Origin of the sequence: Pseudomonas sp. Irchel s3a18, assembly GCF_900187535.1 — a bacterium.
GTDB lineage: Bacteria > Pseudomonadota > Gammaproteobacteria > Pseudomonadales > Pseudomonadaceae > Aquipseudomonas.
On the sequence record NZ_FYDV01000027.1, the window covers coordinates 1 to 26,985 of the forward strand.

Annotated in this window: 25 protein-coding genes; 12 read left to right on the plus strand and 13 right to left on the minus strand. The window is 60.4% G+C overall.

Annotated elements, in window-relative coordinates; translation table 11 throughout:
- Nucleotides 1-117 precede the first annotated feature (117 nt).
- Together CKW29_RS24350 and CKW29_RS24355 are read left to right on the plus strand one after the other, a co-directional pair.
- On the plus strand, nucleotides 118-1,245 hold the full coding sequence (locus CKW29_RS24350) for a HipA domain-containing protein (RefSeq protein WP_143496926.1): 1,128 nt from the start codon (nucleotides 118-120) through the stop codon (nucleotides 1,243-1,245).
- The gene (locus CKW29_RS24355; protein ID WP_095146272.1) at nucleotides 1,242-1,520 is read left to right on the plus strand and encodes a helix-turn-helix domain-containing protein; all 279 of its coding nucleotides are present in this window, start codon (nucleotides 1,242-1,244) and stop codon (nucleotides 1,518-1,520) included. The genes CKW29_RS24350 and CKW29_RS24355 overlap by 4 nt, the downstream gene beginning before the upstream one ends.
- Before the next feature lie 125 nt (nucleotides 1,521-1,645).
- Here CKW29_RS24355 and CKW29_RS24360 read toward each other — a convergent pair whose 3' ends face one another.
- Genes CKW29_RS24360 through CKW29_RS24370 form a run of 3 tightly spaced genes read right to left on the minus strand, consistent with a single transcriptional unit; the run spans nucleotide 1,646 to nucleotide 3,413 of the window.
- Nucleotides 1,646-2,317 carry a GNAT family N-acetyltransferase gene (locus tag CKW29_RS24360; protein ID WP_095146273.1) on the minus strand — a complete coding sequence of 224 codons (672 nt, stop codon included), beginning with the start codon at nucleotides 2,315-2,317 and terminating at the stop codon, nucleotides 1,646-1,648.
- A gap of 17 nt (nucleotides 2,318-2,334) precedes the next feature.
- A complete protein-coding gene (locus CKW29_RS24365; protein ID WP_095146274.1) occupies nucleotides 2,335-2,781 on the minus strand; it encodes a GNAT family N-acetyltransferase in 447 nt (148 codons plus the stop codon).
- Nucleotides 2,782-2,783: 2 nt separating this feature from the next.
- Nucleotides 2,784-3,413, minus strand: coding sequence for an FMN-binding negative transcriptional regulator (locus tag CKW29_RS24370; protein ID WP_095146275.1), 630 nt, complete (start codon nucleotides 3,411-3,413; stop codon nucleotides 2,784-2,786).
- A 103-nt stretch (nucleotides 3,414-3,516) separates the two neighbouring features.
- Between CKW29_RS24370 and CKW29_RS24375 the strand changes: the two genes are divergently transcribed.
- Nucleotides 3,517-5,070 (plus strand): PLP-dependent aminotransferase family protein, encoded by a 1,554-nt coding sequence (locus CKW29_RS24375; RefSeq protein WP_095146276.1) that lies wholly within the window; start codon nucleotides 3,517-3,519, stop codon nucleotides 5,068-5,070.
- 58 nt (nucleotides 5,071-5,128) lie between these two features.
- On the opposite strand, the gene CKW29_RS24380 is transcribed toward CKW29_RS24375, so the two are convergent.
- From CKW29_RS24380 to aspA, 6 genes are all read right to left on the minus strand, one after another.
- Entirely contained in the window at nucleotides 5,129-6,229 is a 1,101-nt protein-coding gene (locus CKW29_RS24380) for a polyamine ABC transporter substrate-binding protein (protein ID WP_095146277.1), read from the minus strand.
- A 12-nt stretch (nucleotides 6,230-6,241) separates the two neighbouring features.
- Complete coding sequence (locus CKW29_RS24385; RefSeq protein ID WP_095146278.1) at nucleotides 6,242-7,273, minus strand: histone deacetylase family protein; 1,032 nt, start codon at nucleotides 7,271-7,273, stop codon at nucleotides 6,242-6,244.
- Nucleotides 7,274-7,448: 175 nt separating this feature from the next.
- Complete coding sequence (locus tag CKW29_RS24390; RefSeq protein ID WP_095146279.1) at nucleotides 7,449-8,447, minus strand: AraC family transcriptional regulator; 999 nt, start codon at nucleotides 8,445-8,447, stop codon at nucleotides 7,449-7,451.
- 186 nt (nucleotides 8,448-8,633) lie between these two features.
- Complete coding sequence (locus CKW29_RS24395) at nucleotides 8,634-9,638, minus strand: asparaginase (protein ID WP_095149267.1); 1,005 nt, start codon at nucleotides 9,636-9,638, stop codon at nucleotides 8,634-8,636.
- Between the two features lie 98 nt (nucleotides 9,639-9,736).
- Complete coding sequence (locus tag CKW29_RS24400) at nucleotides 9,737-11,197, minus strand: sodium:alanine symporter family protein (RefSeq protein WP_095149268.1); 1,461 nt, start codon at nucleotides 11,195-11,197, stop codon at nucleotides 9,737-9,739.
- A 441-nt stretch (nucleotides 11,198-11,638) separates the two neighbouring features.
- Nucleotides 11,639-13,063: an aspartate ammonia-lyase gene (gene aspA, locus CKW29_RS24405; RefSeq protein ID WP_095146282.1), complete on the minus strand. Its 1,425-nt coding sequence runs from the start codon at nucleotides 13,061-13,063 to the stop codon at nucleotides 11,639-11,641.
- A 180-nt stretch (nucleotides 13,064-13,243) separates the two neighbouring features.
- Here aspA and CKW29_RS24410 point away from each other — a divergent pair, with 180 nt between their 5' ends.
- The 5 genes from CKW29_RS24410 (at nucleotide 13,244) to CKW29_RS24430 (ending at nucleotide 16,957) form a co-directional block, all read left to right on the plus strand.
- On the plus strand, nucleotides 13,244-14,161 hold the full coding sequence (locus CKW29_RS24410) for a LysR substrate-binding domain-containing protein (protein WP_095146283.1): 918 nt from the start codon (nucleotides 13,244-13,246) through the stop codon (nucleotides 14,159-14,161).
- 234 nt (nucleotides 14,162-14,395) lie between these two features.
- Nucleotides 14,396-14,887 (plus strand): 5-(carboxyamino)imidazole ribonucleotide mutase, encoded by a 492-nt coding sequence (purE, locus tag CKW29_RS24415; protein WP_095081226.1) that lies wholly within the window; start codon nucleotides 14,396-14,398, stop codon nucleotides 14,885-14,887.
- A gap of 11 nt (nucleotides 14,888-14,898) precedes the next feature.
- Nucleotides 14,899-15,984 (plus strand): 5-(carboxyamino)imidazole ribonucleotide synthase, encoded by a 1,086-nt coding sequence (locus tag CKW29_RS24420; protein WP_095146284.1) that lies wholly within the window; start codon nucleotides 14,899-14,901, stop codon nucleotides 15,982-15,984.
- A 104-nt stretch (nucleotides 15,985-16,088) separates the two neighbouring features.
- Nucleotides 16,089-16,334, plus strand: a complete 246-nt coding sequence (locus CKW29_RS24425) for a GlsB/YeaQ/YmgE family stress response membrane protein (protein WP_095146285.1) — start codon at nucleotides 16,089-16,091, stop codon at nucleotides 16,332-16,334.
- An 86-nt stretch (nucleotides 16,335-16,420) separates the two neighbouring features.
- Complete coding sequence (locus CKW29_RS24430) at nucleotides 16,421-16,957, plus strand: DUF3299 domain-containing protein (RefSeq protein WP_095146286.1); 537 nt, start codon at nucleotides 16,421-16,423, stop codon at nucleotides 16,955-16,957.
- A gap of 51 nt (nucleotides 16,958-17,008) precedes the next feature.
- Here the strand turns inward: CKW29_RS24430 and CKW29_RS24435 are convergent, their stop codons facing one another.
- Both CKW29_RS24435 and CKW29_RS24440 read right to left on the minus strand, forming a co-directional pair.
- Nucleotides 17,009-17,908: a D-hexose-6-phosphate mutarotase gene (locus tag CKW29_RS24435; protein WP_095146325.1), complete on the minus strand. Its 900-nt coding sequence runs from the start codon at nucleotides 17,906-17,908 to the stop codon at nucleotides 17,009-17,011.
- 73 nt (nucleotides 17,909-17,981) lie between these two features.
- Nucleotides 17,982-18,386, minus strand: coding sequence for an acyl-CoA thioesterase (locus CKW29_RS24440; RefSeq protein ID WP_095146287.1), 405 nt, complete (start codon nucleotides 18,384-18,386; stop codon nucleotides 17,982-17,984).
- Between the two features lie 368 nt (nucleotides 18,387-18,754).
- On the opposite strand from CKW29_RS24440, the gene CKW29_RS24445 reads away from it, so the two are divergent.
- Nucleotides 18,755-20,053: an MFS transporter gene (locus CKW29_RS24445; protein ID WP_095146288.1), complete on the plus strand. Its 1,299-nt coding sequence runs from the start codon at nucleotides 18,755-18,757 to the stop codon at nucleotides 20,051-20,053.
- Between the two features lie 17 nt (nucleotides 20,054-20,070).
- On the opposite strand, the gene CKW29_RS24450 is transcribed toward CKW29_RS24445, so the two are convergent.
- Together CKW29_RS24450 and CKW29_RS24455 are read right to left on the minus strand one after the other, a co-directional pair.
- Complete coding sequence (locus CKW29_RS24450; RefSeq protein ID WP_095149269.1) at nucleotides 20,071-20,562, minus strand: type II toxin-antitoxin system VapC family toxin; 492 nt, start codon at nucleotides 20,560-20,562, stop codon at nucleotides 20,071-20,073.
- Complete coding sequence (locus CKW29_RS24455) at nucleotides 20,559-21,617, minus strand: helix-turn-helix domain-containing protein (protein WP_095146289.1); 1,059 nt, start codon at nucleotides 21,615-21,617, stop codon at nucleotides 20,559-20,561. Before CKW29_RS24455 ends, CKW29_RS24450 begins: the two co-directional genes overlap by 4 nt.
- A gap of 187 nt (nucleotides 21,618-21,804) precedes the next feature.
- On the opposite strand from CKW29_RS24455, the gene CKW29_RS24460 reads away from it, so the two are divergent.
- The 3 genes from CKW29_RS24460 to pstA all read left to right on the plus strand — a co-directional run bounded on the left by CKW29_RS24460 (nucleotide 21,805) and on the right by pstA (nucleotide 26,939).
- Nucleotides 21,805-22,806: a phosphate ABC transporter substrate-binding protein PstS gene (locus tag CKW29_RS24460; RefSeq protein ID WP_095146290.1), complete on the plus strand. Its 1,002-nt coding sequence runs from the start codon at nucleotides 21,805-21,807 to the stop codon at nucleotides 22,804-22,806.
- A 413-nt stretch (nucleotides 22,807-23,219) separates the two neighbouring features.
- Entirely contained in the window at nucleotides 23,220-25,253 is a 2,034-nt protein-coding gene (locus tag CKW29_RS24465) for an ABC transporter permease subunit (RefSeq protein ID WP_176465334.1), read from the plus strand.
- Between the two features lie 15 nt (nucleotides 25,254-25,268).
- Nucleotides 25,269-26,939 (plus strand): phosphate ABC transporter permease PstA, encoded by a 1,671-nt coding sequence (gene pstA / locus CKW29_RS24470; protein WP_095149270.1) that lies wholly within the window; start codon nucleotides 25,269-25,271, stop codon nucleotides 26,937-26,939.
- The last annotated feature ends 46 nt before the right edge of the window (nucleotides 26,940-26,985 follow it).

A 26,985-nucleotide genomic window follows, 5' to 3' on the forward strand; every position in this document is an offset into this window, starting at 1 on the left:
AAAAAGGAAGGAAAGTATTAATATCGCGCATAAGAACGCCGGTTTGTTAGATGTGTTTGCTCGCACGAACATCATCAATCAAATCGGCGTTCTTGTTTCTGTGTTTCCCGGGATTCCGTGAAGAACCTGAAAAAAGCCCCTGCCTTCCTGCATGACATCGCACCAGCCGGGGCAGCCAAGCGATTCCTGATGGCGCGTATGGGTCAGGAAAAGCCTGAAGAGGTGAGTGCCGATCTGTTTTTGTTGGGTCGAAGCACTCCGGCACCTATTGGCAACATGCGTATCAAGGAGTCGGCTGACGCGCTGGATAGCCGTCCACCGATGGGGTTTCGACGGGAAGAAGTGATTGCCCGTGATAACAGCTTCCTCGAATACGCCTATGAGCAAGGCGCGGCTATTGGTGGAGCGACGGGGGCGGGTGGGGAAGCCCCGAAACTGTTGATGAGCGAAAATCCTGAGGGGTTGCTGTACCCGGACGCGGTGTTGGATGACGCAAGAACAGTGCGCCATTGGTTCGTGAAGTTCGCCCGTCACAAGGCAGGCCAGACAGATCAGGACATTCTCAGAAGCGAATTCCATTACTACAAAGCCTTGCAAACCCTGGGAATAGAGACCATTGCGGCAGAGGGCCTGGCACTGGAGGAGGCGAACAAACCCAGTTTGTGGATGCAGCGCTTTGACCGAAAAGTAACCGGGCAGGGCGTTGAGCGTCTGGCTGTTGAGTCGATTTACTCACTGGCCGGTGTTACAACCCCCGGCAGCTATATGAACCATCTGGAGGTGATTCAGCTCCTTGCCAATCTATGGACGCAAGCTGGTCAAGCAGGGCAGATCCCGGACCTGATGGCGGATTATCTGCGACGTGATTTGATCAACAAGATCCTTGGCAACTCGGATAATCATGGGCGCAACACGGCGATCATCCGCGATGTGGATTCCTTTCGGCTTGCGCCGATCTATGACCTGGCGCCTATGGTGATGGACGAGGACGGTGTGACGCGTACGACCAAATGGCCGAAGGAACTGGAAGTTGCCGGGGAGATTGATTGGCGGGGGGTATGTGAAGCGGTGGAAGGCATCGCCAACTCTCGGCACGTGTACGAGCGTCTTCGACAAGATGCTGACCATTTACGGGCTTTGCCGGATATTCTGGCAGCCAGCGGCTTGCCTGACGTCACCCTGAATCACCCGAGTATCGCCTTGAAAAACCTTGAACAACGCTTGAAAAGCTGGGGCTTGAAATGACGCTCACCATAGACGCTCGGGCCCTGTTGATTGAGAGCATTGAGCAAGGACTTGCCGAAGGCATTCTGGAAATAGGTGAGGCCGTTCGACGCTTGCGGGTTGAGGTCACGGGGTTGCATCAGAGTCAGTTTGCAAAGATGTGCAAGATTTCAGTGCGCACGTTGGTGCATATCGAACATGGAGAAGGAAACCAGACGCTCAAATCACTCAACGCTGTGTTCCGCCCGTTCGGGCTGCAAATGGGCGTGGTGAGGATTCGCCGAACGATTAGCTGACTGATGTCAGCCAGCAAGAAGCAACATCACGGGCAAGCGACACTCTCGCCGATAAAAGTGGAGCTGCCCGTGTTTACAGAGAGATAGGCTGATCATTCAGGTGCTGGTGCAACCTGTAATCAGGGTTAGCCTCGGCACTCCACCAGCGTTTCCACCTGCCCCGAGCTCGTCTGATTTTCATCTGACAACCACTTCTCGAACCCCGCGCCAATCACCGACCACTCCGAATCCAGGATCGAATACCACGCCGTGTCGCGGTTCTGACCCTTGACCACCATGTGCTGGCGGAACACGCCCTCGAAGCTGAAACCCAGGCGTTCGGCGGCGTATTTGGAGCGGGCGTTAGCGTTATTGCACTTCCATTCCAGTCGACGATAGCCCAGGGCGAACGACTCCTTGGCCAGCAGGTAAACCGCTTCGGTACTTTTCGGCGAGCGTTGCATGGGTGCGCCGAAGGTGACGTGGCCGATTTCGATGCGGCCCTGGGCCGGGACGATCGACATCAGGCTGAGCATGCCCTGGACGTCGCCGCTGGCGCGGTCGATAACGCAGAAGAAATACGGGTCGCTGTTGGCCGCATGGTTGTTCAGCCAGTCATTGAAGGCGCTACGCTGCGGGAATGGACCGTAAGGCAGGTAGTCCCAGAGTTTTGGGTCGGCGCCAGGGCCTTGCAGGGCATTGAACAAACCTTCGGCGTGACGCGCCGGGTCGAGCTTTTCCAGGCGGATGAAACGCCCTTCGAGCGATTGGGCCGAGGGTGGCGGGACGCCTTTCCAGTCGGCGAGTGAAATCGACATGCTGTTCTCCTTGAACGTTAGAGGCTTTTGCGAAACTGGATGAAACCCGGACGTTCGGCAATGCGCTCGTAGAGCTGGATCGCTGTCGCGTTGGTCTCGTGGGTCAGCCAATGCACCTTGCAGCAGCCGTCGACCTTGGCGGTGCTGTAGACGAACTCGATCAGCTTGCGGCCGACACCGGTGCCACGGGTCTCGGGCGTCACCAGCAGGTCTTGCAGGTAGCAGGAGTTTTCGACGCTCCAATTCGAGCGATGGTAGATGAAATGCACCATGCCCACCGCTTTACCGTCAGCCCAGGCGAGGGCGGCGTGGGTCGGTTCACTGGGGTCGAGAAAGCGTTGCCAGGTGCTGCGGGTGACCGCCTCTGGCAGTTCTGTGTTGTAGAAGCGCAGATAGGCTTGCCATAACGGCAGCCAGGCGGCCTGGTCGTCGGTGGTGACGCGACGTATCTCGATCTGACTCATGTTCATTCCTTGGGCATCAAGTGTGCGAGCGCCTGGTCATGCGGGTCGGGGCTGGCGGCCAACCCCTCGCGTACGCCGGCGATGTCTGCGGTACTGCGGTTCTGGCTGAGCTTGCGCTTGCCTTCCAGACGCTGGATGGGCAATGCGAAACCGACGATGGCCTTGAGCATGCCGTCGATGTAATGAGCGGGTGCGTCGTCGACTTTCCAGGGTTGGGCACGACCATTTTCGTGGCGATCGGTCAGGGCACTGACCAGATCACGCAAGCGCTGGGCGTCGCTGAACACTTCGGCGCAGCCATAGGCATGCACGGCGATGTAGTTCCAGGTCGGTACGACTTTGCCGTGTTCGGCTTTGGTGGGGTAGAAGGACGGGCTGACGTAAGCCTCGGCCCCCGGGAATACCACCAGCGCCTCGGCACCGCCTTCCAGTTCCCGCCATTGTGGGTTGGCGCGGGCCAGGTGGCCGTAGAGCGTGCCATTGGGGCCTTGCTCGGGGCTCAGCAACAGGGGCAGATGACTCGCTTGCAATCCGTTGTCGCCATGGGTAACGAGCATGGCCAGGCGTGTGTCGAGGATCTGCCGATGCAGGGTGGTGAGGTCGTCGATGGCAAAAGCGCTGGGGGTATACATGGAAATTTTCCTTGGCGAATGCCTGCATCCTAGGCAGGCTATTGGTCTGTTGTAAGAGCCATTAATAGCTAATTTCATAGGTCCATTGCCAGGGTGTCGCGCCATGAGCAACCCGTCACTGTCGCTGTCGTTCAATCCCGCCGGCATCGAGCTTGATCGCCGTCAGGGCCTGAGTCGCCAGCTTTATCAGGCATTGCGCCTGCGTGTGCTCGACGGTCGACTGGCCAGTGGCACCCGTTTACCGGCCAGCCGCGATCTGGCGGCAGCGTTATCGATTTCGCGCAACAGCGTGGTGCGTGCCTACGACCAACTCTACGCCGAAGGCTTCATCGAGGGGCGGGTGGGCGATGGCACCTATGTGGCGCAATTACCGGCAAACACCTTGCCGGCGGAAAAACTATCCACAAAAGTATCCACAGGGTTTTCAACAGGCTTACCCACAGGGTTATCCACAAAATGCCTGGATTTACCTGTGGTTTCATCCAGTAAAGTTATCCACAGTGATGCGCTTCAACGAGTCGAGAAGCACCATTTGCCCAAGCCGCCGAGTGGGCCGCCGAGGGCGTTTCGGGTGGGGGTACCAGCGTTTGACCTGTTCCCGTTCGAGGTCTGGGCCAAGCTGAATGCGGCTTTCTGGCGCAAGCCTGATTTACAGCAATTGTGTTATGGCGCGCCGGAGGGGGATGCGCGTTTGCGCGGGATGATCGCGGCCTATTTGCGCAGTTCCCGAGGCATGCAGTGCAGCGCTGAGCAAATTGTGATCACCAGTGGCGCGCAACAGGGGATTAGCCTTTGTGCACAGCTGTTGGTGGCGCCTGATGACGGAGTGGCTGTGGAAAACCCCGGTTACCGTGCGGCCGGTCATGCGTTCGCGTTGGCAGGCGCTAAGTTGCACGGTGTTTCGGTGGACAGCGATGGTATCGATTGCGCTGAACTGGCCGGTCTAAGCGACTGCCGACTGGCCTATGTCACACCATCACATCAATACCCGACCGGCGTGATCATGAGCCTGGCCCGGCGCCTGGAGTTGCTGGCGTGGGCCGAGCGGACAGACGGCTGGATCATCGAGGACGACTACGACGGCGAGTACCGCTACAGCGGTGCCCCGTTGGCCCCCTTGGCGGCGTTGGACCGGCAGGGGCGGGTGCTCTATGTCGGCACGTTCGGCAAGGTGGCGTTTCCGGCATTGCGTCTGGGCTACCTGGTGCTGCCCGTCGGCCTGGTGGAAGCGTTCGCCCAGCGTCGTGCCGTGGATGTGCGTCATTCCGAGGTGAGCACCCAGGCGGTAATGGCCGAGTTCATGGCGGCCGGGCATTTCCAGCGGCATATACGGCGCATGCGCCGCGCCGCCCTGAGTCGACGCAACAGGTTACTGGCAGGCTGGCCTGCAGATATCCCCGGGGTGGGCAGCCTGCCGAGCGTCATGGCCGGGCTGCATATGACGGTGCCGGTGCAAAGCCTGGCCCGTGAGCGTGAACTGGTGGCAATGGCTGCCAGCGTGGGGGTGGAGATCAACGGACTGAGCAGCTACTGGCTACCGGACTCAACGACCCCCGAAGACCAGCGTGCAGGCCTGGTACTGGGGTTTGCGGCGGTGCCTGAAGCGGCCATCGACGCCGCCCTCGCGCGGCTGAATGAGGTATGGCGCAAGGGCTGAGGCGGGCAGGCCAGTTGGCCCGCCCGCTATCCGGGTGACGGATCAAGCGAAGGTGCGATCAGGTCCCGGACTTGATCTTGGTCCAGGCGCGTGTGCGTGCCCGCTCGGCATCCCGCGGCAACGGTTGCAGGGTGTACAGCGTGCCCATCGCCGTCTCGGTCGGGTACAGGTTGGGGTTGTTGCGAATGGCTGGATCGACCAACTCGGTGGCGTCCTTGTTCGGGTTCGGGTAACCGACAAAGTCACTGACAGGTGCGATCACCTGCGGTTGCAGCAGGTAGTTGATGAAGGTGTAGGCGTCTTCCGTATTCTTCGCCCCTTTCGGGATCGCGAGCATGTCGAACCAGATCGGCGCGCCTTCCTTGGGCAGGCGCATGTCGACGATCACACCGTTCTTGGCTTCCTTGGCGCGGTTGGCGGCCTGGGAGAAGCTGCCGGAGTAGCCGACCGCGACGCAGATGTCACCGTTGGCAATGTCGGCCATGTACTTGGACGAGTGGAAGTAGGTGATAGACGGGCGAATCTTCATCAGCAGTGCTTCAGCCTTGGCATAGTCCGCCGGCTGCTTGCTGTTGGGGTCCAGGCCCAGGTGTTGCAGGGCCAGCGGCAGGATTTCTGACGGTGAGTCGAGCAGGGCGACGCCGCACTGCTTGAGCTTGCTGATGTTCTCTTCCTTGAAGATCAGGTCCCAACTGTCCACCGGCGCGTTATCACCCAACACCGCCTTGACCTTGTCCGGGTTGAAGCCAATCAGGATGGTGCCGTACATGTACGGCACGGCAAATTTGTTGCCCGGATCATTGGCTTCGATCAGCTTCATCAGCTTGGGATCGAGGTGGTTCCAGTTCGGCAGTTTGCTGCGATCCAGGGGTTGGAACACGCCCGCTTCGATCTGCTTGGCGAGAAACACGTTGGAGGGCACCACCACGTCATAACCGGAGTTGCCGGTCAACAGCTTGGCTTCCAGTGCTTCGTTGGTGTCGAAGATGTCGTAGACCAGTTTGGTCTGGGCGTTCTGTGTCTTGAAGTCTTCCAGGGCCTTGGGGGTGATGTAGTCGAACCAGTTGTACACCCGCAAGGTGCGCTCTTCGGCCTGCACTGCAGTGCCGAGCGCCATGGCGCACAGGGTTGGAACGATTAAACGCTTGATTCTGTTCATGGTGCCAATTCCTCATTGGGCGCGTTCAAAACCTTCCAGAACGTTCACGGCATTGATGCCGATTTCTTCCACCGCGTAACCACCTTCCATCACGAACAGGGTCGGTTTGCCCAAGGCCGCGATGCGCTCGCCCATGGCCAGGTAGTCCGGGCTGTCGAGCTTGAACTGGGAGATCGGGTCGTCCTTGAAGGTGTCCACGCCCAGGGATACGACGATGATGTCGGCGCCGTATTTCTCGATCTCTGAGCAGGCCTGTTCCAGCGCGGCACTCCAGCGGTCCCAGCCTGAGCCTGCGGGCAGCGGATAGTTGAAGTTGAAACCTTCACCTGCGCCTTCACCGTGCTCGTCTTCGTAGCCGAGAAAGAATGGAAACTCGGCTTCCGGGTGACCGTGAATCGAAGCGAACAACACATCGCGGCGCTCATAGAAAATCGATTGAGTGCCGTTGCCATGATGGTAGTCGACGTCGAGGATCGCGACTTTTTTGTGGCCTTGATCGAGGAATGCCTGGGCGGCGATGGCGGCGTTGTTGAGGTAGCAGTAACCGCCCATCAAGTCGCTGGCGGCATGGTGTCCTGGTGGGCGGCACAGGGCGAATGCACTGTGGGCGCCATTCTGGATCGCCGCTTGTGCGGTGAGTGCTACTTGCGCTGCGCTGTAAGCCGCTTGCCAGGTGCCGGCGGTGATCGGTGCGCCACCGTCGAAGCTGTAGTAACCGAGCTGGCCGTGCAGGCTGGTGGGTAGCACGCGGCGCAGGGTGCGCGCCGGCCAGGTGTAGGGCAGCAGATCGCCGTCGGTGCCGAACTCGGTCCAACGCGCCCAGGCGCCTTTGAAGAAGTCGAGGTAGTCGCGGCTGTGAATGCGCTCCACTGGCCCCAGGCCGAAATCCTGCGGCGCTTGCACCGGGCCCAGGTCGCGGGATTGAACGCGCGCCAGAACGTGGTCGGCCCGTGAGGGCATTTCGAAGCAGGGCTTGAGCTGCCCGTCTATCAATTCGCAGCGGCCGTGGTGCAGGTGGTGATCGTCCGAGTAGATTGTCAGCATGTTCTTGTTCTCCGCAGGGCTGATTCGGTTGAACACAGTCTTGCGGTGCGCGACGTTTCAGAGAACGGCAGGAAAGGCCAGAAGGGGATCAATACGGCCAAAACATTTGACCGAAATTCGCCCGTTAGTGACGCCACAGTACACCTGGTTCGGAGCACGGAATGCTCCCGCAGGGTTATCCGTGTGGCCTGAATTGGCTCGGCGCCACACCGCTCCAGCGTACAAAGGCATGGCGAAAACTCGCGGTCTCGCTGAAGCCCAGAGCCTCGGCAATGCGGTAGATCGGTAACTGGTCCTCGCAGAGCATTTGCTTGGCTTGCTCGAAGCGTAGTTCGTCGAGCAACTCCTGATAGCTGCAACCCAGGTCTTTGAGGTGCCGGCGCAGGGTGCGCGGCGAACAGTTCATCTGCTGCGCCAGTCCCTCCAGCCCCGGGGCTGCATTTAGCTGTGCACTGAGCAATTGACGAATCCGTCCCAGCCACGCCTGACGTCCGGTGAACTCGGTGTTCTGCTTGCGGCAGCGTTCGGCCATGGCCTGATGGGTGATGACATCGGCCAGTGGCAGCGGTTGATCGAGCCAGCGCCGGTCAAAGGCGAAGGCGTTGTCCTTGGCTTCGAAGTGCAATGGGCAAGCGAAGTGTTCGGCGTACCGGTCGCGGTAATCCGGCGCCACATGCTCAAGCCGGGCGGCGAGCAGGGGCAGCGAATGGCCGAGCAAGTCATCGCAGATAACCCTCAGCGACACCAGGCAGAACTCGGCATTGAACACGGCCAGTGCCGGGTTCTCCCGGTAATCGGCGGCCACAAACCAGACTTGCTCGCCGTCCTCTTCCAGACGTAGCTCGTAAAGTGTTCCCAACAGCGCCGGATACCGCATCGCCAGACGCAAAGCGTCACCGAAGGTGGCACTGGTGAGCAGGGCATAGCCGAGCATGCCGTAGGACGATACGTGCATCCGTCTGCCCAATTCCAGGCCGATATCGTGCTTGAGGGCGACGGCGTTGGCGCAAACCTGCATCTCCTGGTGGGTGGTGATGCGCGTGTCCGCCCGGCTCAAGTCCGCGGTATTGATACCGCTGCCGGCCAGCAGTGCGTCACTCGACAAGCCTTCGGCCTTGAAGACATTGAGCGCCAGCGAGACAGCGTTGAGGGTGGTAAGGTGGGAGTGGAGCATGGGCGGTTCCAGCCTTGGGGTGCTGGAACAAGAGCAAGTTGTGTGCCTAACGACGATCTTGTGGGGACGGGCCAGGCGGCGATTTGCTTGCCCGCGTAAACAGTGCGTCATTCACATCGTAGTCGAATGTGCCGCTGTCTTCGCGGGTAAGCCCGTTCCTATCGGACTTTGTGTCAGGTTTGAAGGTCAGCTTAGTTCGCCGCAGAGGTCGAGTTCGACCAACCGCCGCACTTCAGCCGTTTCAAGGCCCGCACCCAGCAGCGCGTGCAGCTTGCCGAACGCGGCCTCACGGGTCATGCCGCCACCCGAAAGCACTCCGACGCCCCGCAGCCGACTGCCTGCTTCGTACACGTCCAGCTCGACGCCCCCTTCATGGCATTGCGTAACCGCCACCACCACAATGCCCTTGTCCCGCGCCCGTGCCAGGCTCGCCAGGAATGCGGGATTGTCGCTGGGACCGGTGCCATTGCCGTAGCACTCCAGCACCAGGCCTTGAATGCCGCTGTCGATCAGGCCATCGAGTATCTCGGCGCCGATGCCTGGAAAAAGCGGCAGTACCGCGACGTTCGCCAGCTGCCTGGGTTGGTTGTGATTCAGTTGCGCGGGTATTGAAGATGCTTTCACGCCACCACCCTGACGCTCCAGGCGTTTGAACGGATGCCGGCCGAAACTGCGCACTTTCGCGCAACGGGTCGGGTCCAGCAGCTCGCCATGGAAGTACAGGTGCACGCCCGGTGCCAGGCCCCGGCCGAGGGCGACCAGCGCGCCGCTGAGGTTTTCCCAGGCATCGCTGTCGGTCACGCCGGCCGGCAGCATCGAGCCGGTAAACACCACGCGGGCGTGCAGGCCCAGCAGCTGGAAACTCATGGCCGCCGCGCTGTAGGCCAAGGTATCGGTGCCATGCAGGATCAGCACGCTGTCACAGCCCTGGACATCCACCGCCTCCACCACCGCCTCGCGCAGTTGCTGCCAGTACGTCGGGGTCATGTTGGCGCTGTCGATCAGCGGCGACATCTCGCGAAAGCGCCATTGTGGCACCACCAGTTCAGGTTGGCTGTGCAGGTACTCGCGCATCCGCGCTTCGAAACCGGATGCCGGGGCCAGGCCATGGGCGCTGGATTGCATGCCGATGGTGCCGCCGGTGTAGAGCACCATGACGTGCTGGGCGGCAGGGTAGGTCGAGGAATTCATGGAGGTTCTCCGAAACGATGACGGCTTGCAGTCGAGCATGACGCTGACTGCAAGCCGTGTCACGTCGGGCGCAGGGGATGCGCCCGGTTTTATACCGATCAGCGTTGCGCTGCGGTGTCGCCTTGCGGTTCAGCTTGAGCCTTGGCCTGAGTATTAGCGGCGGCTGGCGGGTTGGCCGGCCAGGCTTTGCGGTCCAGGTCCAGGTCCGGGAATTTGCTGGAATCGAACACGGGGGTCTTGATGCCGGCTGCACGCTGGTCATCGTAGTCACGCAGGATGCGCATGCCGATATTGAACAGCAGGAGCAGCGCGATCAGGTTGACGAACGCCAGCATCGTCATGGTGATGTCGGCGAAGGCAAACACTGTGCTGAGGTTCTCGATGGCACCCCAGAAGATCAGCACCAGTACCAGGGCGCGGTAGCCAATCAGCGCCTTGCGGTTGTCGCCGATCAGGAAGCGCAGGTTGCTTTCGCCCAAGTAGTAGTTGTAGAGGATCGAGGTGAACACGAACAGCGCCAGCGCCACGGAGATGAACATCCGGCCCCACTCGCCGACCACGGCAGCCAGGGAGTTCTGGGTCAGGGCAATGCCGTCACCTTCGAAACCCGGGGTGTAGAAGCCCGATAGCAGAATCAGCAACGCGGTGCAGGTGCAGATCACGAAGGTGTCGAGGAACACGCTGAACGCCTGGACCACGCCCTGTGCAACCGGGTGCTCGACCTGTGCCACGGCGGCCACGTTTGGCGCACTGCCAAGGCCTGCTTCGTTGGCGAACACGCCGCGTTTCACGCCCATGATGATGGCACTGCCGATCAGGCCGCCGAAGGCCTGGTCCAGACCGAAGGCGCTTTTGACGATGGTCATCAGCATGCCCGGCACCTGGTCGAATTGCAGCACGATCACGTAGATGGTCACGGCGATGTAGGCCAGAGTCTTGACCGGGACCAGCAGGTCAGCGATGCCCGCGATGCGTTTGATGCCGCCGATGAATACCAGCCCCAGCAACACGGCTAGGCCGATACCGGTGTAGGTGGTGTCCAGGCCGAAGGCATTGTTCAGCGAGTGGGTCACGGCGTGGGCTTGCAGGCCGTTGAAGGCGAAGCCGAAGGTGATCAGCAGCAGGAACGCCATGATCATGCCCAGCCAGCGTTTCTGCAGGCCGTGCTGGATGTAATAGGACGGGCCGCCACGGTACAGGCCTTCGGAATCGCAGCGCTTGTAGAGCTGGCCGAGGGAGCACTCGAAGAAGCTGCTGGACATGCCGACCAGCGCGGTCACCCACATCCAGAATACGGCGCCCGGGCCACCGAGGGTCACGGCGATACCGACCCCGGCAATGTTGCCCGCACCCACGCGCCCGGCGAGGCTGAGCATCAGGGCCTGGAAGGAGCTGAGTTGGCCGGCGCTGCTCTTGAGGCTGTCGCGGAACACCGCGAACATGTGGAAGAAGTGACGCAATTGAACGAAACGCGAGCGGATCGTGAAGTAGCTACCGAGCCCGACAATGAGCACGATCAGTACTTTCCCTGAGAGGAAGTCGTTAATGACTTCGAGCATGGAGTATTCCTCGCTGTTTTTTGTGTAGGCAAATGCTGGCCAGGCAGACACATCGCGTTACACCCGTTTGCGCACGGCACAACAGGCGAGACGGAGGTCGTCCCGGCTTCCTTTCGCGGGTTTGTTATTAGTTCGGGTTTCGCATGGCTTGGGGTCTCGCTACCGACGACCGCTCATGCGAAGAGGGGCGGCACTATACCTATCGGGGCGCCGTCCGTCTGCACTGTTGTGGTGCGGGTGCCGAAACGAGTCCTTTGAAGCACCTGACCTTTTCGGGGTCAGGCTCTTGTCGGAGCGGGCGAACTCGCTCCCACAGGTTCCGTGTCGTTGCAAAAAATCCAAAAAAAAGGGCCTGGAGAATGATCTCCGGGCCCTCAAAAGGTGAGAGGTGTCTAGTCCCTCGACCTGGTGAGCGGTGGCTCTTCGTTGAAAGAGCGGGCGTCAGGCCTTCAAAGGCACCAGACGCGGGGCAATCATGTTTTCCGGACGCAGGATGTCGGCGAGCATTTCTTCGTCGAGCAAGCCTTCTTCGCGTACCAGTTCCAGCACGCCGCGGCCGCTTTCAAGGGCGATACGGGCGATGCGGGTGGCGTTTTCATAGCCGATGTACGGGTTCAGCGCAGTGACCAGGCCGATCGAGTGCTCGACCAGTTCGCGGCAGCGGGCTTCGTTGGCGGTGATGCCGACGATGCAGTGCTCGCGCAGCATGTCCATGGCGCGTTGCAGCAGGCGGATCGAGTCGAAGATCTTGAAGGCGATCAACGGTTCCATCACGTTCAGTTGCAGCTGGCCGCCTTCGGCCGCGATGGTCAGGGCCAGGTCGTTACCGATGATCTGGAAGGCCACCTGGTTAACGGCTTCCGGAATAACCGGGTTGACCTTGCCTGGCATGATCGAGCTGCCTGGCTGACGCGCTGGCAGGTTGATTTCATTGATGCCGGTACGTGGACCGCTGGACAGCAGGCGCAAGTCGTTGCAGATCTTCGACAGCTTGACCGCGGTGCGCTTGAGCATGCCGGAGAACAGCACGAAGGCGCCCATGTCGGAAGTGGCTTCGATCAGGTCGGCAGCGGGTACCAGCGGTTGACCGCTGATCAGCGCCAGGCGTTCAACGGCCAGGTGCTGGTAACGCGGGTCGGCGTTGATGCCGGTGCCGATCGCGGTACCGCCCAGGTTCACTTCGGTCAGCAGTTCAGGAGCCAGCGACTTCAGGCGTGCCAGGTCTTCACCCAGGGTGGTGGCGAAGGCGCGGAATTCCTGGCCAAGGGTCATCGGCACGGCGTCTTGCAGCTGGGTACGACCCATCTTCAGGACGTGGCCGAATTCTTCACCTTTGGCGGCGAACGACTGGATCAGGCTGTCGAGGCTGGCGAGCAGGGCGTCGTGACCCAACAGCAGACCCAGGCGGATGGCCGTCGGGTAGGCGTCGTTGGTCGACTGCGCCATGTTCACGTCGTTGTTCGGGTGCAGGTACTGGTATTCGCCTTTCTGGTGACCCATGGCCTCCAGCGCGATGTTGGCGATGACTTCGTTGGCATTCATGTTGGTTGAAGTACCAGCGCCGCCTTGAATCATGTCCACCACGAACTCTTCGTGGAAATCGCCGCGGATCAGACGGGCACAGGCTTCGCTGATGGCAGCGTGCTTGGCTTCGCTGAGGTGACCCAGTTCACGGTTGGCGTCGGCAGCAGCCTGCTTGACCATCGCCAGGCCCACTACCAGCTTCGGGTAATGCGAAATCGGAACGCCGGAGAGACGGAAGTTATTCACCGCTCGCAGGGTCTGGATGCCGTAATACGCTTGAGCCGGTACGTCGAGTACGCCAAGCAGGTCTTTTTCTGTGCGGAAAGATGCAGCGGAGGACATGATAGAAATCATCTCGATATGGACCCGGTCTGTGCCGGAACGCTGTGAATGCTAGGCTTGTGGAGAATTTTGGGCCAATGCTGTTAAGCACTGGCCTATGCATATTCGGCATAATGCCCATGTGACGCCGTGTGCGCGACGAACGTGTGACCTAAATTGGTGCGTGTCCGGGAGGACGTGATGAATCTGGAAAGCAAATGGCTTGAGGACTTTAGTGCCCTGGCCGCCACCCGTAGTTTCTCGCAGGCCGCCGAACGGCGCTTCGTGACCCAACCGGCCTTCAGCCGGCGGATCCGTAGCCTCGAGGCTGCGTTGGGGCTGACGCTGGTCAACCGTTCACGCACGCCCATCGAACTCACGGCCGCCGGGCAACTGTTCCTGGTAACGGCACGCACGGTGGTCGAACAGCTGGGCGAAGTGTTGCGCCACCTGCATCACCTGGAAGGCGGACAAGGGGAGGTGATGCAAGTTGCGGCCGCCCACTCGCTGGCCCTGGGCTTCTTTCCGCGCTGGATCGCGCAACTGCGCAACGAGGGCCTGAACATTGCCACGCGATTGGTCGCCACCAACGTGGGCGACGCCGTGCATGCGCTGCGCGAAGGCGGTTGCGACCTGATGCTGGCGTTCTATGACCCGGACGCCGCTCTGCAAATGGACCCGGAGATTTTCCCGTCGCTGCACCTGGGCCATACCGAAATGCTCCCGGTGTGCGCAGCCGATGCCGACGGCAAGCCGCTGTTCGACCTCGAAGGCGAGGCCAGCGTGCCGTTGCTGGCCTACAGTGCCGGCGCGTTTCTGGGGCGCTCGGTGAACATGCTGCTGCGCCAGCGCGCCCTGCGCTTCACCACCGTCTATGAAACGGCGATGGCCGACAGCCTGAAGAGCATGGCGTTGGAAGGGCTGGGGATCGCATGGGTGCCACAACTGAGTGCGCGGGCTGAACTGGCGCGCGGTGAGCTGGTGGTCTGTGGCGGACCGCAGTGGCATGTGCCGCTGGAGATCCGCCTGTATCGCTGTGCGCTGGTGCGCAAGGCCAATGTGCGGTTGTTGTGGCGCAAGCTCGAGGGCGGCGCGGCGCAGGGAGTCCCGAATACATGAGTTTCCGGCCTCGCCGTCGGGCACCTGTCTGCTGACCTTGAAGTCAATAAAACCGGCACTTGGAGCCGTATGACAGATGGTCGCGCAGGGGGCTGTTTATCTGCGGTATTACGGTATACTGCGCGGCCTTCGGCCGGCTTGTCTGGCCATAATTCGTACAATCAAGCCACGCATTCTGCGTGGCTTGTTGTTTTTTGACGCGCCTGCGGGCGCCCAGAGAGAAGAGGCGCGACGATGAGTGCACTGGTTGGCGTGATCATGGGCTCCAAGTCCGATTGGTCCACCCTTAGCCACACCGCCGATATGCTGGAAAAGCTCGGCATCCCTTACGAGGTGAAAGTGGTCTCGGCCCACCGCACCCCGGACCTGCTGTTCCAGTACGCCGAAGAGGCCGAGTCGCGTGGCATCGAGGTGATCATCGCCGGTGCCGGTGGCGCGGCCCACCTGCCAGGCATGTGTGCGGCCAAGACCCACCTGCCGGTACTGGGCGTTCCGGTGCAGTCGTCGATGCTCTCGGGTGTCGATTCGCTGCTCTCTATCGTGCAGATGCCTGCGGGCATTCCGGTTGCCACCCTGGCCATCGGCAAGGCCGGTGCGATCAACGCCGCCCTGCTGTCGGCGAGTATCCTTGGTGCCAAGCATCCGCAGTTCCACGCGGTGCTCAAGACCTTCCGTGCTGAACAGACAGACAGCGTTCTGGACAATCCAGACCCACGCATCGCCTGAGGTTGTTGACGATGAAGATCGGTGTAATCGGTGGCGGCCAGTTAGGTCGCATGCTGGCCCTGGCGGGGACTCCGCTGGGCATGAACTTCGCTTTCCTGGACCCCGCACCGGATGCCTGCGCAGCGGCGCTGGGTGAGCACCTGCGGGCCGATTACGGCGATCAGGATCACCTGCGTCAACTGGCGGACGAAGTCGATTTGGTGACCTTCGAATTCGAAAGCGTCCCGGCTGAAACCGTGGCCTTTCTGTCGCAATTCGTCCCGGTGTACCCGAGCGCCGAAGCGCTGCGCATCGCTCGCGATCGCTGGTTCGAGAAGAGCATGTTCAAGGAGCTGGGCATTCCGACCCCGGCCTTTGCCGACATCCAGTCGCAAGCCGACCTGGACGAAGCCGTTGCCGCCATCGGTCTGCCGGCCGTGCTGAAAACCCGTACCCTGGGTTACGACGGCAAGGGCCAGAAGGTTCTACGCAGCGCAGAAGACGTTGTGGGCACCTTCGCCGAGCTGGGCAGTGTCGCCTGCTTGCTGGAAGGCTTCGTGCCCTTCACCGGTGAAGTGTCGCTGATTGCCGTGCGCGCTCGCGATGGCGAGACGAAGTTCTACCCTCTGGTGCACAACACCCACGACAGCGGCATTCTCAAGCTGTCCGTGGCCAGCACAGACCACCCGTTGCAAGCCCTGGCCGAAGATTACTCCAGCCGCGTGCTCAAGCAACTGGAGTATGTGGGCGTGATGGCGTTCGAGTTCTTTGAAGTCGACGGTGGCCTCAAGGCCAACGAAATCGCCCCGCGTGTCCACAACTCCGGGCACTGGACCACCGAAGGCGCCGAGTGCAGCCAGTTCGAAAACCACCTGCGCGCCGTTGCCGGCCTGCCGTTGGGTTCGACCGCCAAGGTGGGCGAGAGCGCCATGCTCAACTTCATCGGCGTGGTGCCGCCGGTTGAGCAGGTCGTCGCCATCAGCGATTGCCATCTGCACCACTATGGCAAGGCGTTCAAGGTCGGCCGCAAGGTCGGTCACGCCAACTTGCGCTGTGCCGACAAGGCCACGCTGGAGCGGCAGATCCTCAAGGTCGAAGCGCTCATCGCCGAGCAATAATCCACAGGCCCGGTGGGAACCTTCGGTGACCACCACCCTCTGATGGCAGGATGCCAAAGTCTGGCTAGGCTTTGAGCAATCCATTTCACTCAGAGGGAAGCGCCATGGGAATTATTGGAACCATCTTCATCGGATTGATCGTGGGCCTGCTGGCTCGTTTCCTGAAACCGGGTGATGACAGCATGGGCTGGATCATGACCATCCTGCTCGGTATCGGTGGCTCTCTGGCGGCTACCTACGGCGGTCAGGCGCTCGGCCTCTACCAGGCGGGTCAAGGCGCAGGCTTTATCGGTGCCCTGGTGGGCGCGGTGGTGTTGCTGGTGATCTACGGCCTGGTGAAAAAGAACTGATTCAAGCGACAAAGCCCTCTCTGCCGCGCAGGCGGGGCGGGCTAGAATGCTCGGCGATTGACCGTCCCTTCTTACCGAGCACTTTCATGCGCCGTCTTCTGCTGACTCTTGTATTGCTGGGCACAGGCCTTGCCCACGCTGGCGAACTGCCAGAAACCGACTGGCTTGAGCTGATGCCCAAGTCGGACCAGAAGGCTCTCGAAGCCATGCCCGAGATCGACCACGACTCCCCTGAAGCCACTGGCACCTTTACCGACAAGGGTGGCCTGAAGCAAAGCAAGGGCCTGCCGGCGGTGATGTATTCAAGCAACACCGTGGCCTCGATGAACGACAAGCACATCCGTCTCGGCGGCTATCCCGTGCCGCTGGAAACCGATGGCAAGGGCCGCAGTACGCTGTTCTTCCTGGTGCCGTACCCGGGCGCCTGCATCCATGTGCCGCCACCCCCCCCCAATCAGCTGGTGCTGGTGCGCTATCCCAAGGGGTTGAAGCTGGACGACATCTACACGCCGCTGTGGGTGACCGGAACGCTGAAGATCGAGGCGGTCAGCAACGATCTGGCCGATGCAGCCTATGCGCTGGATGCGGCGCAGGTGCGGGTGGTGCAGGAAGCGGATCTGTAGGTATTCAGATGTGGGGGCGGGCTTACTCGCACCCACATGGCTGTTGCGCTATCAGAGCGGCTGGCTGCCGATGCTCACGCCCAGGGTATGACTCGCTCCCGGTGCCAGGGTCACGATGTCATCCATCACATTGGCGGTCTCGATGCACAGCATGCGCTGCCAGCCATCATCCGCCATGTCGCTGAATGCCGCCGCGCGCTCGGTCCACGGGTTCCAGATCACCGCCGAGCGCGAACCGTTGCTGGTCAGCTCGATGCGCCGCTCCCAAGCGGGGTCGACAATGCTCAGCGTCGGCGGGGTATCGAGGTAGATACGGTCAGTCTCGCCGGTAAAATGCAGGTCGCCGGATTGAGTGACAGTATTCCAGTTATCCAGGGTTTCGATGTAGCTCAGCCCGTCCAGCCCTTCGACATGCACGTTGCGCACATCGCTGACCGCGAAGTAGCTGTGCAGCGCCTGGCTGATGCTCACTTGGTCGGCGCCGCGATTGAGGCTGGTCAGGTTGATGTGCAACTGTTCATCCAGACGAATGCTCAGCGTCAAATCAACCTGGTGGGGCCAGCCCGGCAAGCCGCCTTCGGGGCAGGGCAGGAGGAATTCGACGTTCAGGGCTTCGCCTTCGGCTTCTATGGCGCCCAGCTCCCAGTCCATCGCCCGCACCAGCCCGTGGGCCGTAGCAGGTTGCTCGCTCACGCGCATCGCCTGCACGCTGGGCGGGTTGCGGTCCAGATTGCCAAACCACGGCCAGCACACCGGCACGCCAGCCCGGATGCTTTTGCCAGTCTTGAACACGGCCTCGTCATTGAGCCAGATCAGTGGCGGTTGCCCGGCCAGTTGATAGCTAAGGATGTGCGCGCCTTGCTGTGCCACCAGTAATTCGGCCTGACCGTGGCGAATGCGCCAGCAATTCAGATCGTCCAGTTTCACCGTTTCAACGTTGGGCGTAGGCATGATGCACATCTCGTTCAGGATCAATGACGGCAATGGACCGCAAAACGGCCGCCGGGTTTAACGCTTCCCAGGTTCAACGAGCCCTGGGCGGAACCGAACGGGTACGGCCGCTGCCATCAATGGCGACGAACACAAACACCGCTTCCGTTACTTTGCGCCACTCGCTGGACAACGGATCGTCGCTCCAGACCTCGACCATCATCTGAATCGAGCTGCGACCGATATCCAGTGCCTGGGTATAAAAGGATAGCTGAGCGCCCACGGCGACAGGGACCAGGAAGGCCATGCGATCAATCGCGACAGTGGCCACGCGACCACCGGCCACTTTGCTGGCCATTGCCGTGCCGGCCAGGTCCATCTGTGATACCAGCCAGCCGCCGAAAATATCGCCAAAGCCGTTGGTTTCACGAGGAAGTGCGGTGATTTGCAGGGCCAGGTCGCCTTGCGGAATCGGATCTTCTTGTTCGAGTTCTATCATGCCGGGGGTGCCTCTGACCCGTGACTCTTCGTTGGTACTTCAGGTGAATAGCCGTCTCCAGGAAAAACGATTCAGCCCCGAACATACTACGTTCGTCACGTTTTCCATAAGGCGAACTAGGGGGAAACTCTGCGAAATCGGCTGGTAGAGCCAGCAGCGTCTTCGCACAGCAACCCCTTCCGAGGTATTACAGACTGCGAGTATATCGAGCGGTAGACCGCGCGACGACCGTCCGGTTCTCATTTTGACCGTCAAATACGCGCTTCCATGTGCTTTTTCGAACAATTTGCTATCGTGCCAAACCTGCCCAAGCCCCTGCCAGCGTTGTTGGGGTTGCAGATCTGACTATAAGAAGAGAAGCCCTTGCCATGATCACAGCGCCATCGAGCATAGCGACACCCGCGCAACCCGCACGTCCCTTGACCCGCAACGATTACAAGACTCTGTCGCTTTCCGCCCTGGGCGGTGCGCTGGAGTTTTACGACTTCATTATCTTCGTGTTTTTCGCCACGGTCGTCGGGAAGCTGTTCTTTCCGGCGGACATGCCCGAGTGGCTGCGCTTGATGCAGACCTTCGGCATTTTTGCTGCCGGTTACCTGGCGCGCCCATTGGGCGGCATCGTCATGGCGCACTTCGGCGACCTGTTGGGGCGCAAGAAAATGTTCACGTTGAGCATTTTCATGATGGCCGTTCCGACCTTGATCATGGGCCTGCTGCCCACGTACGCGCAGATTGGCATGTGGGCCCCCATCCTGCTGTTGCTGATGCGGGTGATTCAGGGCGCCGCCATTGGTGGTGAAGTGCCGGGTGCCTGGGTATTCGTTTCCGAACACGTGCCCGGGCGGCACATCGGTTACGCCTGCGGCACGCTGACGTCGGGCCTCACGGCGGGCATCCTGCTGGGCTCACTGGTCGCCACGGCGATCAACAGCATTTATACCCCGGAGCAGGTGTCCGATTACGCTTGGCGGATCCCGTTCCTGTTGGGCGGTGTATTTGGCCTGTTTTCGGTCTACCTGCGCCGCTGGCTGCACGAAACCCCGGTGTTCGCCGAGCTGCAACTGCGCAAGGCGCTGGCCGAAGAGGTACCGTTGCGTGCGGTGCTGCGCGACCATCGCGGCGCTATCGCCATCTCGATGCTGCTGACCTGGCTGCTGTCGGCGGGGATCATCGTGGTCATTCTGATGACGCCCACGGTGCTGCAGACGGTCTACCATTTCCCGGCGACCACGGCGCTGCAGGCCAACAGCCTGGCGATCGTATTCCTGAGCCTGGGCTGCGTGGCGTCTGGTGCGCTGGCTGACCGTTTCGGTGCCGGTCGGGTATTCGTGTTCGGTAGCGGCTTGCTGCTGTTGAGCTCGTGGACCTTCTACCACAGCCTGTTCAACCACCCTGACTGGCTGTTCCCGATGTACTCCCTGACCGGACTGCTGGTCGGCACCATCGGTGCCGTGCCCTATGTCATGGTCAAGGCATTCCCGGCGGTGGTGCGCTTCAGCGGCCTGTCGTTCTCCTACAACCTGGCCTATGCGATCTTCGGTGGCCTGACCCCGATGGTCGTTACCTTGCTGCTCAAGGAGAGCCCGATGGGGCCTGCCTACTATGTCGCGATCATCTGCGGCGTGGGGATCGTGGTGGGGGGCTATCTCTGGAGGAAAGGGCGATAACGATAAGCAGTCAGTTGCTAAGGCTTGCGCCAGTGCGAAAGCCTTGCATCACATTCACCTGACGGTAAGCGCGCTCCGCGCTCAATCATGTTGTCCAAAGCTTGCGCAGCATGTGCCGGTAGAATGACTTCATGTTCGACCATCAGGTCGAGTAACCAGAGGGCGCCATACACTTGTACCCCATCTCGCTGAGCCTGGCGTCTGAGTTTGCCATCGCCGGTCAACAATGGTCGGCCAGTTTCCTGCGCTAGCAGATAGCAGGAAACATCGGCCAGCGAGCTATTGTTGTGTTCGACTTTGAGGCTGAACAGTTTGGCGACTCCGGACCCATCAAAGGACTCAATAATCAAACCATGAGCGAGCAATTCGTCATGGGGGAAATCTTCGAGCTCATGCAGTACGAAATCCGTACAGCATAGAGAGAACGGCAGTTTGAACATCTGCTCCAATAGTCCAGCATTTCTGAAATCGATCCAGATATTCGTATCGCTGATGTAGACCAGAGTCATGCACTCTCCAGTGAGCCCAGGAAGTTTGGATCAAGTGTGCTCACTGGTTTGCGTAAAAGTTCCGCTGCGCGGGATTTAGTGATCAACCCTTCCGCCAGTCCCCAGAACACTAACGACTCGAAACGCTGCGGTGGCTTGCAGGGCATCGGCTCGGGCTCAACCTTCCGCCAGCCATTTGCACTGAATTGAATACTGAGGGATTTGTAACCGCCGTCGCTGAGCAGATTCAGGTCCTTGAGTCGGCGCAGCGCAGCGTGCATAGAAATCCCATACTGGCGTTTAGCGATGAGCAGTTCGCGGGGATGAACCCGTGAGCGAGGGTGGCTACCGAAATCGCTGGTGACCCCTTTGGCTGGGTAGAGGAAGGCTCCCGCGAAACGATGGCAGCAGTTTTCCTTGTCCCGTTCGGACATGGCTTCAGGCAACTTCATGACCCAATGGCCGAGCTCATGAGCCGCTGTGAAGCGGATACGTTCACCTGGACGCTCGGCATTCAGCGCGATCAAGACATGGCGCCCATCACTGGTGGCGGCGCAGGCCCCGTCGAAGTCATCCGGCCCCATGAGCATCGCTACCTTGATGCTGTGCTCTTCCAGTTGTTCGGTCAGGTTGGAAATCGGATCGCTACCAATTCCCCAAAACTCACGTAATGCCTCGGCGGCATGTTCGGCTTCATCTATAGAGGAGACCGGTAGCATTTGCGCCGGGGTGGCCGGAGTCTGAATGTCCACTAGGTCGAAGCAATCCTCCAAAGCGATATAGCGCTCGAGATGTTCGCGAATCTGCTCTTCAACCTGAACCTGACGGTATTTGGGCATTTTCGCCAGTTTGCGAAACTCCAATGGTGCGAGCGGTACAGCGTCCGCACGGAAGAAGTACTCAGGATTCACCTGCAGTACCTTGGCCATTTGCAGCAACCGGGCGGAATTAGGGGTGCTTAACCCTTTCTCGTACTTGCTCAAACCTTGCTTGGTAATGTCACCAAGCTGGAGCGCCAGAGCGTCAAGGGACAGACCCCGCAGTAGGCGAGCACGGTGAATTCGGTCGTTGATCATGAGTTCCTCTCGTGGTTGACAAGAATATATTTTATGATTGATTTGTCAACCGCGCTACAAGGTATTGGTGTTTCTGCTTTTCGAGTGCTGGCCTTTCATCTAATTGTCATATTCAAGTCATAGAGTGTTCACACGGCCTGCCGATACTTGGCCCCGACTTAACACACCCTATTACCAGGAGTAAGGCATGAAACTGAAGCGTTTGATGGCGGCAATGACCTTTGTCGCTGCTGGCGTTGCGACTGCCAACGCAGTTGCCGCTGTTGATCCTGCGATCCCGAGCTACACCAAGACCACTGGTGTGTCGGGCAACCTGTCCAGCGTCGGCTCCGATACCCTGGCCAACCTCATGACCCTGTGGGCTGAGCACTACAAAAAAGAATACCCGAACGTAAACATCCAGATTCAGGCGGCCGGTTCCTCCACCGCGCCACCCGCGCTGACTGAAGGCACCGCTAACCTGGGCCCGATGAGCCGTAAAATGAAGGACAACGAGCTGCAGGCCTTCGAAACCAAATACGGCTACAAGCCGACCGCCATTCCGGTTGCCGTGGATGCCCTGGCCGTGTTCGTGCACAAGGACAACCCGATCAAGCACATGACCATGGAGCAGGTTGACGCGATCTTCTCCTCGACCCGCCTGTGCGGCAGCAAAACCGACGTCAAGACCTGGGGTGACCTGGGTGTGACCGGCGACCTGGCCAACAAGCCAGTCCAGCTGTTCGGCCGTAACTCGGTATCCGGCACCTACGGCTACTTCAAGGAAGAAGCCCTGTGCAAAGGCGACTTCAAGCCAAACGTCAACGAACAACCAGGCTCGGCCTCGGTGGTGCAGTCGATCAGCTCTTCGCTGAACGGCGTTGGCTACTCGGGCATCGGTTACAAGACCGCTAGCGTCAAGACCGTCGCCCTGGCCAAGAAAGGCAGCACCGAGTTCGTCGAAGACACCGAAGAAAACGCACTGAACGGCAAGTACCCGCTGTCGCGTTTCCTCTACGTGTACGTCAACAAGGCCCCGAACAAGCCTCTGGCCCCGCTGGAAGCTGAGTTCGTGAAGCTGGTTCTGTCCAAGCAAGGCCAGGAAGTTGTAGTAAAAGACGGCTACATCCCGCTGCCAGCCAAAGTTGCCGCCAAGGCACTGGCTGACCTGGGTCTGCAAGAAGGTGGCACTGAAGTCGCAAAAAAGTAAAACCCTGAGTCCGGTTTGATATCTCCGGACTCACGTGAGGGGCGGCAGGAGTCGCCCCTCACACACCTCTAATTCTCTATCCACCGCCAGTACCCGCTGGAGGCGGATTTGTCGCGTCACTGCATTGTCATCTTTCTGTCATACAGGATCGCTAGGGTGTGCGCATGAATGATCTGGCCAATTCCAACATGACTACTAATCCCCCCAAGCGAATTGATTTCAATACGCCTGAGCTGCAACGCAAGCGTCGCATTCGCGCGCTCAAGGATCGCCTGACCCGCTGGTATGTCCTCATCGGCGGCCTTGCCGTACTCGGCGCCATCACCCTGATCTTTTTCTTCCTTGCCTACGTCGTCGCGCCCCTGTTCCAGGGCGCCGAGCTGACCAGCAAGGACGCGATCACCCCGGCCTGGATGCAAGACGCCGGCAAGCCGCTGATGATCTCCCTCGAAGAACAGAACCAGGTCGCCCTGCGGGTTTCCGACAAGGGCCAGGCATTGTTCTTCGATATCGACAGTGGCGCCGAACTGCGCCGTGTTGACCTGGCGATCCCGGCCGGTGTCAGCGTGACGTCCATTGGCAAGGATCAGCCAGGTCATCCGCTGGTTGCCGTGGGCCTGTCCAACGGTCAGGCGCTGGTGTTCCGCCATACCTATAAAGTTAGCTACCCGGACGGCAAGAAAACCATTTCGCCGGCCATCGAGTATCCGTACGGCGAAACGCCGATCGTGTTGAACGAGCAGGGCGGTGCGCTGGAGCACGTCAGCCTCAACGCCACGGATTCGACCCTGTTGCTTGCCGGCTCTACCGGCGCCCAGTTGCATGTGCTGTCGCTGACCAGCGAAGAGAACATGATGACCGGTGAGGTCACCAACGAGCAGAAGCGCATCGAGCTGCCGCAGATGACCGAGCCGGTGAAGAACATCTTCGTCGACCCGCGTCAGCAGTGGCTATATGTGGTCAACGGGCGTGCCCAGGCCGACGTGTTCAACCTGCGCGACAACAGCCTCAACGGCCGTTACAAACTGCTCGAAAACGGCGAGACCGAGATCACCGCCAGCACTCAGTTGGTGGGCGGCATCTCGCTGATCTTCGGTGACTCCAAAGGTGGCCTGGCCCAGTGGTTCATGGCCCGCGATCCGGATGGCGAACAACGCCTGAAGCAGATCCGCACCTTCCAGATGGGGTCTGCGCCGATCGTTGAAATCACCGCCGAAGAGCGCCGCAAAGGTTTTGTTGCCCTCGATGCGTCCGGCAAGCTCGGCGTATTCCACAGCACCGCCCACCGTACCTTGCTGGTGGACCAGGTGGTCGACGGCCAGGGGCTGTTCGGTCTGTCGCCACGGGCCAACCGTGTGATCGTGGAGCAGGGCGGCAAGCTGCAACCGCTGCTGCTGGACAACCCGCACCCGGAAGTTTCGTGGAGCGCGTTGTGGAATAAGGTCTGGTATGAAAACTACGACGAACCTAAATACGTCTGGCAATCGACCGCCGCCAACACGGACTTCGAACCCAAGCTGAGCTTGTCGCCGCTGACCTTCGGTACCTTGAAGGCTGCGTTCTACGCCATGCTGTTGGCCGCGCCGTTGGCCGTTGCCGCCGCGATCTACACCGCCTACTTCATGGCTCCGGGCATGCGTCGCAAGGTCAAGCCAGTGATCGAGCTGATGGAAGCGATGCCGACGGTGATCCTCGGTTTCTTCGCCGGTCTGTTCTTGGCGCCGTACGTCGAAGGGCACCTGCCGGGGATCTTCAGCCTGCTGTTGCTGATGCCGGTCGGCATCCTGGTGGCCGGGTTCACCTTCAGTCGCCTGCCTGAGTCCCTGCGCTTGAAAGTGCCGGACGGCTGGGAGAGCGCGATCCTGATCCCGGTGATCCTGTTTGTGGGTTGGTTGTCGTTGTACATGAGCCCGTACATGGAAACCTGGTTCTTCGGCGGCGACATGCGCATGTGGATCTCCCATGACCTGGGTATCACCTACGACCAGCGCAACGCCCTGGTGGTTGGCTTGGCCATGGGCTTCGCGGTTATCCCGAACATCTACTCGATCGCTGAAGATGCCGTGTTCAGTGTGCCCCGCGGCCTGACCCTGGGCTCCCTGGCCCTTGGCGCCACGCCGTGGCAGACCATGACTCGCGTGGTAATCCTCACCGCCAGCCCGGGCATCTTCTCGGCACTGATGATCGGCATGGGTCGTGCGGTCGGCGAAACCATGATCGTGTTGATGGCTACCGGTAACACCCCGGTCATGGAAATGAACCTGTTCGAAGGCCTGCGTACCCTGGCTGCCAACGTTGCGGTGGAAATGCCGGAGTCGGAAGTCGGCGGCAGTCACTACCGCGTGCTGTTCCTCTCGGCGCTGGTACTGCTGTTGTTCACCTTCGTCATGAACACCCTCGCGGAGCTGATTCGTCAGCGTCTGCGCAAGAAATACTCGTCGCTTTAAGAAAGGTAGAAGTCTGTGAAACAGAACTCCCTGAAAGGATGGTTCAAGAGCGGCGCCCCGGGCGTCTGGATCAGCGGTGGCGCGGTGGCCATCGCGGTCATCATGACCATTGGCTTGCTGGCAGTGATTGCCGTGCGCGGTCTGGGCCATTTCTGGCCGGCAGACCTGATACAGGCCCAGTACCAGGTGCCGGGCCAGGCCAACCATGTCGTGGTTGGCGAAGTGGTGCAGAAAGAAGAAGTGCCACGCGAGCGCCTGAAAAGCGCTGGCCTGCCGGTACCCGACGAGGGTCCGGAGTTCATGACACGCGAGCTGATCAAGGTTGGCAACCGTGACTTGAATGGCAGTGACTTCACCTGGATCGTCGGCGAGTGGCTGACCAACCAGACCACACCGCGGGAACTGATGGTTATCGAGCGCCGTGAGTGGGGCAATTTCTACGGTTACCTGGTCAACGTCAAACAGGACGGCAAGGTCATCGCCGAAGGCGAGGCAGCATGGCCTGAGCTGCAAGCGCGAATCAAGCGGGTCAGCCAGCTGGCAGCCCAGCTCAAGACCCTGGAAAAAGTCGACATCGGCGCGATCAACGCCGGTCTGGAGCGCGTTCGTCTGCACGGTCGCAAACTGGAGCTCGACGGCAACCTCGATGCTGCTGCACAGGCAGACATGGAGTCTGAGCGTGCTGAACTGAATGCCCGTTATCAGGACATCGAAAAGCGCCTTGGCGAACTGCATGCACAGGTCAATCGCGACAGCCTCACGGCCCGTGATGCCAATGGCAAGGAAATCGAAATCGAACTCGGCAAGGTGGTTCATGCCTTCCAGCCGAACGCGATGGGGACCTTCACCAAGATCGGCTTCTACTTCAGCAAGGTCTGGGAGTTCCTGAGCGACGATCCGCGTGAAGCCAACACCGAAGGCGGGATCTTCCCGGCGATTTTCGGTACGGTGATGATGACCCTGATCATGGCGATGATCGTTACCCCATTTGGTGTGCTGGCAGCGGTCTACCTGCGTGAATATGCCAAGCAGAACACCCTGACCCGGGTGATCCGCATCGCCGTGAACAACCTGGCGGGTGTTCCGGCCATCGTTTACGGGGTCTTCGGCCTGGGCTTCTTCGTCTATGTACTGGGCGGTTCGGTTGACCGGCTGTTCTTCCCGGAAGCCTTGCCGGCGCCGACCTTCGGCACCCCGGGCCTGCTCTGGGCCTCGCTGACCCTGGCGCTGCTGGCGGTGCCGGTGGTGATCGTGGCCACCGAGGAAGGCCTGGCGCGGATCCCTCGCACCGTGCGTGAAGGCTCCCTGGCCTTGGGCGCGACCAAGGCTGAGACCCTGTGGAAAATTGTCCTGCCGATGGCTAGCCCGGCGATGATGACCGGCATGATCCTCGCCGTGGCCCGCGCCGCGGGTGAAGTGGCGCCGCTGATGCTGGTGGGGGTGGTGAAACTGGCACCGTCGCTGCCGCTGGACGGCAACTACCCGTACCTGCACCTGGATCAGAAGATCATGCACCTGGGCTTCCACATTTATGACGTCGGCTTCCAGAGCCCGAACGTCGAAGCCGCGCGACCGCTGGTGTACGCCACGGCGCTGCTGCTGGTGCTGGTGATTGCCACCCTGAACCTGTCGGCAGTGTGGATTCGTAACCACCTGCGCGAAAAGTACAAAGCGCTGGATAGCTGATAGCCCCTGTAGGAGCGAGCTTGCCCCGGGCGGCGCTCCGACGATG